This is a genomic window from Zunongwangia mangrovi (assembly GCF_900112105.1).
GTDB classification, from domain to species: domain Bacteria; phylum Bacteroidota; class Bacteroidia; order Flavobacteriales; family Flavobacteriaceae; genus Zunongwangia; species Zunongwangia mangrovi.
In genome coordinates this window covers 67,011-78,965 of sequence record NZ_FOKV01000005.1, presented here as the reverse complement: position 1 = coordinate 78,965, position 11,955 = coordinate 67,011, and the positions used below count along the sequence as shown (strand labels likewise).

The following is an 11,955-nucleotide window of genomic DNA, read 5'->3' as shown; positions in this document are numbered from 1 at the left end:
AATTGTTGAACATTACAAATTTAGTTAGTTTTGCGCTAACAAAATAAGTCTATATTGTGTTTAAGAAAGATACAATATTTATGCCAAAAAACAATAATGGGTAAGAATTTAACTAGCAGAGAACAAGACTATTCTAAGTGGTACAACGAGCTTGTAGTGAAAGCAGATCTTGCTGAGAATTCAGCGGTTAGAGGTTGTATGGTCATTAAACCTTACGGCTATGCGATTTGGGAAAAGATGCAGACCGAGTTAGATAGAATGTTTAAGGAAACAGGGCATCAAAATGCCTATTTTCCACTTTTTGTTCCTAAAAGCCTTTTTGAAGCTGAAGAAAAGAATGCTGAAGGTTTTGCGAAGGAATGTGCGGTAGTTACTCATTACCGACTAAAAAATGATGAAGATAATAAAGGGAAACTTATTGTAGATCCTGCTGCTAAATTGGAAGAAGAACTTGTGGTAAGACCAACTTCTGAAGCAGTAATATGGAATACTTATAAAAACTGGATACAATCTTATAGAGATTTACCTATTTTGGTGAATCAATGGGCAAATGTTGTTCGATGGGAGATGAGAACTAGATTGTTTCTTAGAACATCTGAGTTTTTGTGGCAGGAAGGTCATACAGCACATGCTACTAAACAGGAAGCGTTGGCAGAAACAAAGCAAATGAATGATATCTATGCTGAATTTGCTGAAAACTTTATGGCTACTCCTGTAATCAAAGGGGCTAAAACCGAAAATGAACGCTTTGCAGGAGCTGAAGAAACTTATTGTATCGAAGCTTTAATGCAAGATGGTAAAGCTTTGCAAGCAGGAACGTCCCATTTCCTTGGGCAGAATTTCGCTAAAGCTTTTGACGTGAAGTTTGCGACGAAAGAAGGTGGTTTAGAACATGTTTGGGCAACATCCTGGGGTGTTTCTACGCGTTTGATGGGAGCGCTTATCATGACGCACAGTGATGATAAAGGATTAGTGTTGCCTCCAAAATTAGCGCCAATTCAGGTGGTGATCGTTCCTATATATAAGACAGATGAACAATTAGATCAAATCTCTGAGGTTGCCAATCAATTAGTGAAAGATCTTCGTACAAAAGGTATTTCTGTTAAGTTTGATAACCGGGATACGCAGAAGCCGGGATGGAAATTTGCACAATATGAGCTGCAGGGTGTACCGGTTCGTTTAGCTATAGGTCCAAAAGATTTGGAAAAAGGAACAGTGGAACTTGCAAGAAGAGATACACTTACCAAAGAGTTTGTCGAGATGAATGGCGTAGTAGATAAAATTAGTGCTTTAATGGAAGAAATTCAGGAAGCACTTTTTACTAAAGCTAAAAATTATCGTGACGAACATATTACTGAAGTAAATAGTTTTGATGAATTTAAAGAAGTTCTAAAGAAAAAGGGTGGTTTTATTGCTGCTCACTGGGACGGTACATCAGAGACTGAAAATAGAATAAAAGAATTAACTAAAGCGACCATTAGATGTGTTCCTTTTGATAGACAAGAAGAGGATGGAGCCTGTGTTTTAACAGGTAATCCATCTAAGGGTAGAGTGCTTTTTGCGAAGGCTTATTAATTTTTTTAATTTTTTTTGTGTGAACTCTTGCAGCATTCAGAAATAGTTGTATTTTTGCATCCGCAATTGAAACAAAAAATTGTTGGTCCGTTCGTCTAGGGGTTAGGACGCCAGGTTTTCATCCTGGTAACAGGGGTTCGATTCCCCTACGGACTACTAAAGAACACAAGTTATTTGTGTTGTCGTGAAGCCTTAAGTGGCATAAAATATTGAGAATATTTGGTCCGTTCGTCTAGGGGTTAGGACGCCAGGTTTTCATCCTGGTAACAGGGGTTCGATTCCCCTACGGACTACTTTTAAAGAATTAATTAAATTATTTGTAATGGCAAATCATAAGTCAGCGTTAAAGAGAATCCGTAGCAACGAGGCTAAAAGGCTTAGAAATCGCTATCAGCATAAAACTACTAGAAACGCAATCAAAAAATTGCGTGATACTGAAGATAAGAAAGAGGCAGAAACTCTTTATCCTTCTGTAGTTTCTATGATTGATAAGTTGGCTAAAAAGAACATTATACACACAAATAAAGCTTCTAACTTAAAGTCTAAGCTAGCTAAGCATGTAGCTGCACTTTAATTTAGAATTTATAAGTGTTCAATTTATAGAGGAATGCTCTCTTCTTTTAGGGAGCATTTTTTTATTGTTCGACTTTTAGTGAAAAAATAAAGCTCCTTCAATTAATTTGTAGGAGCTTTTCATATTTCTAAGAATTAAGATTTTAGAATACAGATAATCCTGTTAAGGTTGTTAGTCTTTCCAGGGCTTTCATGCCTAATTCAGAATTTCCTTTCTTGTTTAAAACCGGGCTCCAAACAGCAACCGAATATTGTTGCGGATGAATAGCAGCTATACCACCACCAACACCACTTTTTCCCGGTAAGCCTACTTCAAAACTAAATTCACCAGATTCATCATAGAATCCGCAGGTTTGCATCAAAGCATTTAATCGCTTTACCGTACTAGGATTCAATACCTGTTCTCCCGTATGTAATATAGCTCCTTTATTCGCATATAGCATAAATGCTTTTGCCAGAGATTTACAGGACATGGCAATCGAACATGAGTAGAAATAGAAGTCTACGATCTTTTCTACATCACATTTAATGTTTCCTAGAGCTTTCATGTAATTAACAAGGGCGATATTGCGGTAACCAGAAGATAATTCAGATTGGGCAACATTTTCATCATAATCTATATGATCTTCACCTGTGATCTTTCTAACAAATTCCAGTAGTTCTTTTTTAGGATTATCTAAAACATCAACCAGGATATCTGAGATCACTAAAGCACCCGAATTTATAAATGGATTTCTTGGGATTCCGCGGTCTTGTTCCAACTGCATCAATGAATTAAATGGGTTTCCAGATGGTTCTACGTGAACGCGTTCCCAAACCTTGGTGCCTAAATTTCTAATAGCCAAAGACAATGTAAATACTTTACTTATCGATTGGATAGAAAATTTTTCTTCATGATCACCAAAACCGTAAAATTCGTGTTCATTTCTATACAAATGCAATCCGAATTTTTTTGGATCTACCTTTGCTAATTCAGGAATATAAGATGCTACTTTTCCCTTCACATCTCGATAACTCATTTCTTCCTGAATAGTATCTAATATTTGTTGGTAATCTATCATTAATTAAGATCTGTTAGTATGGTGCCTGTTTCAACCTCATAAGCTTCTTCATTACATTTAAAGATCCTGGCAGAAAGTTTTCCTTTCAGGATCACTTCATTATTATCTAATGCTAACCAGCTGCCTTCACGTAAACCAACAACAGGTTGACTATTAAAATGATGAAACTCCTTGATTCTGGTTTCTCTGGTTTCTCCTTTATGCGTAGAATTTGTATCTGGATCTAGATAATGGGGATTTATATTAAACGGCACCAAACCTAAGGTTTTAAATGATTTTGGAAGAACAATAGGCATATCGTTGGTTGTTCCCATAGTAAGGCCTCCAATATTTGTACCTGCACTAGTTCCCATATATGGCGTGCCTGCAGCGATGACTTTTTGAAGAACCTCTACGATTCCGATCCTATATAATTCGCTTACCAGTAAAAAAGTATTCCCGCCCCCGGTAAAAATCCCTTCAGCTTTTTCTAAAGCTTCAACAGGTTTTTTATATTCATGAATACCTTTAATATTAAGATTAGCCTTTTTAAAGGCATCTTTTGCTTTGGCTGTATATTTTTCGTGAGAAATTCCTCCTGGCCTTGCGTAAGGAATAAATATAATCTCCTTATTACTTCCGTAGAGATCATTAAGATGTGGGGTCAAATACTCCAAATAAGCCTGGCCATGCAGCGTTGAGGTGCTGGCAAGTATTGCTTTCTTCATTATCATCATTTTTGGCAAAAGTAGAGAGAAATCAGACTTTTAACAAAAGTTTACGCTGTGTATATAGCTAATTTTAGGTTAAGAATTCTTACTTTAAACTTATAAATTCATCTTATGTGCCGTACCATTTTTTGTTTTCTATTGCTTGTCTCTACTATTGGATTTTCCCAAAATAGTAATGTACAGCTTACAGGTAAAATTACTGTTCCAGAAGGTGACGATCCAGATGGGATAACCATTTTTAATGAAGCAACGAGTAAAGGAACAATTTCTAACGAGCAGGGAGAATTTAAGATCATCGCGAGCTTAAATGACAGAATCGTTTTTTCTTCACTTCAATTTGAACAATTCTCTATAAGAATTACAGAAGATATTTTAGAATCGAGGATGCTAAATGTGTCTATTAATATTGCTTTAAACGAACTTCCAGAGGTTCGAGTTTCTGCAGGAACACTTTCTGGTTCGATCGCAGTAGATGTGAACCGAATCGAAGTTACTCCTGCACAAATCCCCAATATGAACGTATCAATGATGGGAACTCCAAAAATTGATACGCCAGAAACTCACCCTGTTCGTAACGAGGCACAGCTTTCCGGCCAGACGTATATGGTGAACGGCTTAAACTTAATTAATGTATTTAAATTAGTGACCGGTAAATACGGTAAAGAGAAAAATGATTATCGTACAATACCTTATGCGCAGCTGGATGATGAAATTAAAGAAATGTATAGTAACGATTTCTTCAAAGAAACCTTAAATCTTGATGCGAATCAGGTAAACGACTTTATTTTCTTTGCAGCAGACAATGGTCTGGATGGTCGCATGCTTACAGAAGAAAACGAATTAGATATCATTCAGTTTCTAGTAGAGCAACGCACAGCATATCAAAGCTATTTAGATGCTGAAGTTGAAACACTAGACTGATATTTGTCGATTTTCGATATAATTTTTTAGAATTATTGAAGTTATACTGTAAGAGAATTTATAAGATCTTTCATTGAAGAATGCTTTCAAAATATCCAGATAGTTGATAGAGGTTGAAGTATTTAATCTCGATTATCGAGTAAATTTTCTTAGTTAGTTATCATCATCAATCAAATTATTCTTTGCGAAATCAGGTTCTATTAGTATTTGTTTTAGCGATGCCAGCCATTGGTTTTTCTCAATCTAAAGTGATCGAAGGAAAAATTGTAGCCGATTCTTTAGATGGAAGTCTCATCAATATTGTGAATACATCTTTAGGTAGAGGAACAACAAGTGATAAATTTGGATATTTTACGATTTCGGCTTCAGTAAACGATATTATCTTATTTTCTTCAATTCAGTATAAAAAGAAAGAAATCTTAATAGATTCTTCGGTTTACAAAAAAGGATTTCTTATTGTAGAATTACAGCTTAATGTAAATCAATTAGATGAGGTTATATTACCAAGTCTTTCAGGGAATTTAGCTTTAGATATAAAATCCTTCCCTGTAAACGACAAGTATGCGTTAAATGCTCCAATGTCCAGGCAAGGATCGCTTAGTCACGAAGAAAAATTGCTTTACACTGCAACCACGGGGCCCGGTGGTACAAGATTTAAATGGTACGGACTTTTATTTGGCAGCGTTCCGTTAGATCCAGTTATTAATGGAATAAGCGGAAGAACCAAAATGCTTAAAAAGCTCAATAAAAATATAAGGGAGGAAAAAGAACTGGAAACCGAATTAGATCTTCGGAAAAGTTTTTTGCTCGAGAAATGTCATTTAACCGAAGAACAGGTCTATCTTTTTATCAATTACTGCTTTGCGCAACCGGGATACCTAGAATTACTGAAAGATCCAGATAAATTGAAGCTTTTAGAATATTATAAAAAAGCGTCGACAGAGTTTTTAGGTCTCTTGGCTAAAGAAAATATTGAAACTAAAAGCGATAGTAATAATTTAAAAAATCCATAGTGCTAAAGAATTTATTCTTATTTCTTTTTGTGATCATTACTTCGGTTTTAAATGCTCAACAGCCTGTAGAACTAGAGGGTAGAATCTTGGCCGATAGTTTAGAATATACTTTTATCAATATTATAAACAAAACAGCTCATCGTGGCACGACTAACGATCCAGATGGCCGTTTTGTGGTGCAGGTAAATGAGAATGATACCTTAGAATTTTCATCGGTTCAGTATCAAAAAAAAGAGGTGGTAATCAATAAAACCATTCTGGAAGCCAATTTTTTAGAAGTAATTTTATTGCCAGGCGTTAATCAGCTGGAAGAGGTTTATGTTTCTAATTCTGATTTAGTGGGGGATCTGGAAAAGGACTTCTCTAAGATCGATTTTTACGATAAATACCAGTTAAATGCACCGCAGCTAAAACAAGATATTAGTCCGCTTATAGATCGAAAGATAGCAGCTACCGGTGGTGATCCTTCAAATTTACTTTTAAATACCATTACAGGAGAGCGCCAACGATTAAAGAAGATCAAAGCGAATATGGTTTATGATGAGCGCGTAGAGAAATCACTGATGCTAATTGGTCGCGATAATATTATAAAAATGGGAATCAATGAAGATGAACTAATGTTGTTCGTTTATTTCTGTGCTGAAGATAAGAGATTTGATCTCTATGTAGATCAGGAAAGTAAAGCAGCACTTTTCGACTTTTTTCAGCATAAAGTGGAATCCTGGGAAAAAAGAAAAGATCAATAATGCGATATTGGCTATTTTTTATATTCATTTTTTTTAAAGTAAGCTTTGGTTTTTCTCAGGAACGCGAGGAATTACTTGGGAAGATTACCAACGATTCTTTAGGGGATACTTTCATTAATATTGTGAATTTAACTGCGGAAACTGGTACGGTAAACGAGCCCGATGGCCGATTTGGTATTTTGGTGCGAGAGAACGACAGTATTTTATTTTCTTCAGTGCAATTTCAAAAAGAATACATTCTCATAACAAAAGAAATTTTAAACGAAGGCTTTCTGGAGGTCACTTTATCCGAAGAAATCAATCAATTAGAAAATGTTTATTTAAGTGATGTAAAACTTATTGGTGATCTGGAAAGTGATATTAAACACATGAAGGTGAAGCCGCTCATGTTTATTCCGCCGCCACGAAAAAAACTAACTATGGCCCAGCGAAAAATGGGCTCTTATGGTGGAGGTTTAGGAATGCTTATCGGGATGATAAACGGTGATTTAAAATATCTAAAAAAAGCTCAGGCAAATTACGAATTACAAGCTGAAGCACAACAACTACTAGAAACGATACCAAAATCGATATTTACAGATGATTTTGGATTGGAGGAAGGAGAAATTATCAATTTTATGTTCTACTGTGCCCGTAAAGACGATTCAGAGCTTCAGCAATTAGTAGCTAATGATGAAACTCTAAAGCTTATCGATTATTTTAAAGCCGAAGCAGAAGATTTTAAAAGACTAAGCCGTGAAGGCGATGTGCCAGAACTTGAAAGTGCTACCGAAAATCGATAAATCTCAGCATAAATCTTAAAAAGTCACTTAAATTATTGAACTTCGTGCTTTGGACTAAAATTTGTTATTCCTGAAATAAATTTTAAAAATGAAAAAAGCACTATTGCTCATATTGGTTGTTTTTACCAGTCTTTCTTTCAAAACAACGCCTCATAAGTTTTATTTAAGTGTTACGGAAATTGAATATAAAGAAGAACAAAAAGATCTTCAGATCATTTCTAAGGTCTTTATCGATGATTTTCAGAAAGTTTTAGAAACACGCTATGAAGAATCGATCACCTTATCTAAAGATGAAGAATCTGGCCCGGTAAAAGAACTAATTCAGAAATATTTAAGATCAAAACTTCATATTTCAGCAGATGGGAAAGAAGTGAAATTAAGATACCTGGGAAAAAAATACGATAAAGACCAGCTGGTTTTATTTATTGAAGGAGAGAATTTAGAGCCGTTTAAAAAAATAAGTATTACCAATGCAGTGCTTACAGATATGTTCGACGATCAAAAAAATGTTGTGAACGTAAAAGTAAAAGATGAGGTAAAAAGCCTTATGCTGCGTAGAGATGCCGATACAGATGTGTTAAATTTCGGTAGTTAATTCTAAATCAGTTGAGAAAATAATTATATTTTAGCGATAATTAACAAATCCAACGTAAATGAAGACAATTAAATTTTTATGTTCTGCGTTTTTAATGTTTGCGATTACTGGTGTGAACGCCCAGGATCAGCAAGAACCCCAAAAACCGCAGGGTCATACTAATCAAAACAAATTTAGACAATTATATCAGGAATTTAGAGACCCAAGTATGTACCGTACTGCTTCTGGAGCTCCTGGAGAAGCTTATTATCAAAACGAAGCCGATTATGAAATGGATATCGTTTTAGATGATGAGAATACAAAATTAAGCGGTGAAGAAACAATTACCTACCATAACAACTCTAAAAATAAACTAGAATATTTATGGATGCAATTAGATCAAAACATTCGTAAGAAAGATGCTCCTGCTTTAGAGAAAGGATCTAGCGGAATGGCACCTGTTTCTCAGCCCGGTCGTTTTGCAGATCAATTTCTTAAAGAACCTTTTGATGGTGGTTTTAATATAGAAGAAGTTAAGACTGGTGGCGATAAGCTTTCTTACACGATCAATAATACTATGATGCGTATCGATCTTCCAGAGCCATTAGAGGCGGGAGAGAGCTTTACGTTTTCAGTAAAATGGTGGTACAATGTAAATAATCACATCACAGATAGAGCACGTTCTGGTTACGAAGAATTTGAAGATGGTCATAGAGCATACGAGATCGCTCAGTTTTTCCCAAGAATGGCTGTTTACAATGATGTAGAAGGCTGGCAAAATATGCAGTTTTGGGGAAGTGGAGAGTTTGCGCTTCCTTTTGGAGACTACGAAGTAAGTATTACGGTACCTGCAGATCACGTGATGGAAGCTACAGGTGTACTTCAAAATCGTGATGATGTTTACACTAAAGATATGATGAAGCGCTATAAAAAAGCGCAAAAATCTTATGATGAGCCGGTAATTATTAGAACTCAGGAAGAAGCGGTAGAAGCTTCTAAAGGTTTCGAGAAAAAGACAAAAACCTGGGAGTACAAAGCAGAGATGGTTCGTGATTTTGCTTTTGCAACTTCAAGAAGATTTATCTTAGATATGATGGCTGTTAAAATGAATGATGACAGCGATGTAATGGCAGTATCTATTTATCCAAAAGAGGGAAATCCACTTTGGGAAAAATGGTCTACCCGAGTAGTTGCATCTACACTTCAAAGTTATTCAGATCATACATTTATCTATCCTTATCATAAAGCGGTTTCAGTTCATGCTAAAAATCAGGGGATGGAATATCCAATGATTTGTTGGAACTATGGTCGTCCAGATGAAAATGGAGAATATAGTGACCGCGTGAAATTTGGAATGATGGGAGTTATTATCCACGAGGTTGGTCACAACTTCTTCCCTATGATCGTAAATAGTGACGAGCGCCAGTGGGGATGGATGGACGAAGGTATTAATACCTTTGTACAATACATGGCAGAACAGGAATTTGGAGAGCGTTATCCAGAAGCCATCGAAGGTTACGACACCTATCCTTCTCGTCGTGGTATTCCTGCTAATATTGTTCCTTATATGAGAGGAAACCAGGATTTTATTGCGCCAATTATGGCAAATCCAGAAGAGGTTTATCAATTGGGTAACAATGCTTATGGAAAACCAGCAACTGCTTTAAATATTCTAAGAGAGACAGTAATGGGACGTGAACTTTTTGATCATGCTTTCCATACTTATTCTAAAAGATGGATGTTTAAACACCCAACTCCAGAAGATTTCTTTAGAACTATGGAAGATGCGTCTGCTGTAGATTTAGATTGGTTTTGGAGAGGTTGGTTCTACACCACAGATTACACAGATATGGGCGTAGAAGATGTGAAAAAATATTACTTAACAGATAAGCAAACCAAACAGGGGCGAGAGCTTTTAGAGCGTTACGGTGCTAACCCAGATGAAATAGATGCAATCTATGTTGTAGAAGAAGGAAGCGAAGAGTTTGAAGAAAGTATGAAAGGTAAAACGATCTTCGAAAACTCTAAGAAACTGAATGAATATGTAATGGATAATTTCTCTTCTGAAGAGCGTAGCAATTTAGAAGTGCCTAAGTATTTCTATCAGGTTACGTTCAATAAGCCAGGAGGATTGGTAATGCCGTTGATCGTAGAATATACATACGCTGATGGTTCTACTGAAATGAAAAGATATCCTGTGCAGGTTTGGATGAAAAATGATAGCCAGGTAACTAAAACTATCGCTTCAGATAAAGAAATTACCAAAGTTGTTGTAGATCCAGATCTTGAGACTGCAGACATAGATCTAAGCAATAACAGCTGGCCAAAAGAAGAAACTCCTAACGAGTTTGAACAATTTAAAAACAATACAGACGGATAGTCTAAAAAAGTTGATAAATTTTTAAGCCGACTTTAACGAGTCGGCTTTTTTTATGCAGATATTTGTATCTATATTTGTTATTATTATGGTGACTACACTTCCATTTTTTATTAGTGGCGCAGAGATAGGCTTTATCATCTTTATCTTGGTAATGGTTTTTGGAGCAGATAAAATTCCAGAGATCGCAAGAGGTATGGGAAAAGGAATGAGGATGTTAAGAAATGCCTCAGATGATATTAAAAGCGAAATCACTAAAAGCGCAGACAAACAGGGGATCGATACCAAAAACATTACCAGCGATGTAAAAGGTGAGATCGATAAAGTTAAAGACGATATCGACGAGATTACCGGTTCCATAAAACGTAAATTCTAATAAAACTTTCCTTGAATGTTCGAACAGCTTAAGCAGTGGGATAGAGAACTCTTTGTGTATCTCAATGGTTTAGGCATCGAAGATTATGATAACTTCTGGATCTGGTTTACTCAAATTAGACATTGGATTCCGTTGTATATTCTTTTCTTCATCTTATTTTTTCTGGCTTTTCATAAAAAGAAAGCTATTTATTCTTCGATCTTTCTTTTAGTTTCCTGGGCAGTAACTTTTGGAATTACATTCTGGACAAAGAATGTTGTTCTTCGATTGCGGCCTAATAATAATCCAGAGATCAATGAGATCATTAGGATTCTGCAAGAACCAACAAATTTTAGTTTTTTCTCAGGTCATACCTCTTCAGCTTTCGTGCTTGTAACCTTTGTGGTTTTGGTGTTAAGACACACGTATAAATGGATCTGGCTTCTTTACATTTGGGCATTTATGCTTTCTTTAAGCCGAATTTTTGTTGGAGTACATTACCCAAGCGACCTGTTTGTTGGTGGATTGGTAGGTGTGCTTATGGCGTGGATATTTTATAAAATCTATTTAAAATATGAAGATCGATTTTATTGATTTTTAACTCTACTTAAAGTTAGTCCGTCTCGAAGCGGTAAGATCACTGTTTCAATACGATCATCTTCAGCTAGCATTTTATTATATTTTAAAAGCGCTTCCGTAGAAAAATCATTTCTCTTTACTTCCTCCAAAACTTTACCACTCCATAAAACATTATCAGATAAAATTAAACCGCCGGGATTCATTTTATCGATAATAATTTCAAAGTAATTTGGGTAATTTGGTTTATCCGCATCGATAAAAACAAGGTCAAATTTGAGGTCTAGCCGCGGAATTATTTTTGTTGCGTCGCCTAAATGCTGAATGATCTGATCTTTAAATTCAGATTCCTGAAAGTATTTTTGCTGAAAATCAAAAAGTTCTTCATTAATATCTATCGTATGAAGTTTTCCGTTAGTTTGAAGACCTTCAGCAAGACAAAGCGCTGAATATCCTGTATACGTTCCTATTTCAAGAATGTTTTTAGGATTTACCAGTTTAGAAATTAAACTGAGTAAGCGTCCCTGGTAATGCCCGCTAAGCATACGTGGTTGTAAAACCTTTTGGTGAGTTTCTCTATTCAGTTTTGCTAAATATTTAGGTTCTTTTTCAGAATGATTTTCGCAATATTCAATAATACTTTCAGATAAAAACTCCATAAAATTCTTTTCGGCAAAAATACTAAAATAAAC

At 35.6% G+C, this 11,955-nt stretch carries 13 protein-coding genes and 2 tRNA genes; 12 read left to right on the top strand and 3 right to left on the bottom strand.

What is annotated here, in order from left to right; genetic code table 11:
* Window positions 1-96: 96 nt before the first annotated feature.
* The 4 genes from proS (at window position 97) to rpsT (ending at window position 2,149) form a co-directional block, all read left to right on the top strand.
* Window positions 97-1,575, top strand: a complete 1,479-nt coding sequence (gene proS, locus BM201_RS12165; protein WP_092543018.1) for a proline--tRNA ligase — start codon at window positions 97-99, stop codon at window positions 1,573-1,575.
* Window positions 1,576-1,659: 84 nt separating this feature from the next.
* Window positions 1,660-1,731: transfer RNA gene (locus BM201_RS12160), tRNA-Glu, on the top strand.
* Window positions 1,732-1,796: 65 nt separating this feature from the next.
* Window positions 1,797-1,868: transfer RNA gene (locus tag BM201_RS12155), tRNA-Glu, on the top strand.
* Between the two features lie 29 nt (window positions 1,869-1,897).
* Entirely contained in the window at window positions 1,898-2,149 is a 252-nt protein-coding gene (gene rpsT, locus BM201_RS12150) for a 30S ribosomal protein S20 (RefSeq protein ID WP_041580101.1), read from the top strand.
* A gap of 142 nt (window positions 2,150-2,291) precedes the next feature.
* Here the strand turns inward: rpsT and BM201_RS12145 are convergent, their stop codons facing one another.
* Both BM201_RS12145 and pepE read right to left on the bottom strand, forming a co-directional pair.
* Window positions 2,292-3,206 carry a glutaminase gene (locus BM201_RS12145; protein ID WP_092543299.1) on the bottom strand — a complete coding sequence of 305 codons (915 nt, stop codon included), beginning with the start codon at window positions 3,204-3,206 and terminating at the stop codon, window positions 2,292-2,294.
* Window positions 3,207-3,208: 2 nt separating this feature from the next.
* Entirely contained in the window at window positions 3,209-3,916 is a 708-nt protein-coding gene (pepE, locus tag BM201_RS12140; RefSeq protein ID WP_092543016.1) for a dipeptidase PepE, read from the bottom strand.
* A 114-nt stretch (window positions 3,917-4,030) separates the two neighbouring features.
* On the opposite strand from pepE, the gene BM201_RS12135 reads away from it, so the two are divergent.
* From BM201_RS12135 to BM201_RS12100, 8 genes are all read left to right on the top strand, one after another.
* A complete protein-coding gene (locus tag BM201_RS12135) occupies window positions 4,031-4,840 on the top strand; it encodes a carboxypeptidase-like regulatory domain-containing protein (protein WP_139219224.1) in 810 nt (269 codons plus the stop codon).
* Window positions 4,841-5,022: 182 nt separating this feature from the next.
* Window positions 5,023-5,853 carry a peptidase associated/transthyretin-like domain-containing protein gene (locus BM201_RS12130; protein WP_139219222.1) on the top strand — a complete coding sequence of 277 codons (831 nt, stop codon included), beginning with the start codon at window positions 5,023-5,025 and terminating at the stop codon, window positions 5,851-5,853.
* Window positions 5,853-6,599 carry a hypothetical protein gene (locus BM201_RS12125; protein WP_092543010.1) on the top strand — a complete coding sequence of 249 codons (747 nt, stop codon included), beginning with the start codon at window positions 5,853-5,855 and terminating at the stop codon, window positions 6,597-6,599. The genes BM201_RS12130 and BM201_RS12125 overlap by 1 nt, the downstream gene beginning before the upstream one ends.
* Complete coding sequence (locus BM201_RS12120; protein WP_092543008.1) at window positions 6,599-7,381, top strand: hypothetical protein; 783 nt, start codon at window positions 6,599-6,601, stop codon at window positions 7,379-7,381. Before BM201_RS12125 ends, BM201_RS12120 begins: the two co-directional genes overlap by 1 nt.
* Before the next feature lie 88 nt (window positions 7,382-7,469).
* Complete coding sequence (locus tag BM201_RS12115) at window positions 7,470-7,976, top strand: DUF6702 family protein (protein WP_175487034.1); 507 nt, start codon at window positions 7,470-7,472, stop codon at window positions 7,974-7,976.
* A gap of 58 nt (window positions 7,977-8,034) precedes the next feature.
* The gene (locus BM201_RS12110; protein ID WP_175487033.1) at window positions 8,035-10,335 is read left to right on the top strand and encodes a M1 family metallopeptidase; all 2,301 of its coding nucleotides are present in this window, start codon (window positions 8,035-8,037) and stop codon (window positions 10,333-10,335) included.
* Window positions 10,336-10,387: 52 nt separating this feature from the next.
* The gene (locus BM201_RS12105; protein ID WP_245758631.1) at window positions 10,388-10,708 is read left to right on the top strand and encodes a Sec-independent protein translocase subunit TatA/TatB; all 321 of its coding nucleotides are present in this window, start codon (window positions 10,388-10,390) and stop codon (window positions 10,706-10,708) included.
* 15 nt (window positions 10,709-10,723) lie between these two features.
* Window positions 10,724-11,281 carry a phosphatase PAP2 family protein gene (locus BM201_RS12100; protein ID WP_092543006.1) on the top strand — a complete coding sequence of 186 codons (558 nt, stop codon included), beginning with the start codon at window positions 10,724-10,726 and terminating at the stop codon, window positions 11,279-11,281.
* Here BM201_RS12100 and BM201_RS12095 read toward each other — a convergent pair.
* Window positions 11,275-11,922 carry an O-methyltransferase gene (locus tag BM201_RS12095; RefSeq protein WP_092543004.1) on the bottom strand — a complete coding sequence of 216 codons (648 nt, stop codon included), beginning with the start codon at window positions 11,920-11,922 and terminating at the stop codon, window positions 11,275-11,277. The two genes, BM201_RS12100 and BM201_RS12095, sit on opposite strands and share 7 nt — an antisense overlap.
* Window positions 11,923-11,955 lie beyond the last annotated feature (33 nt).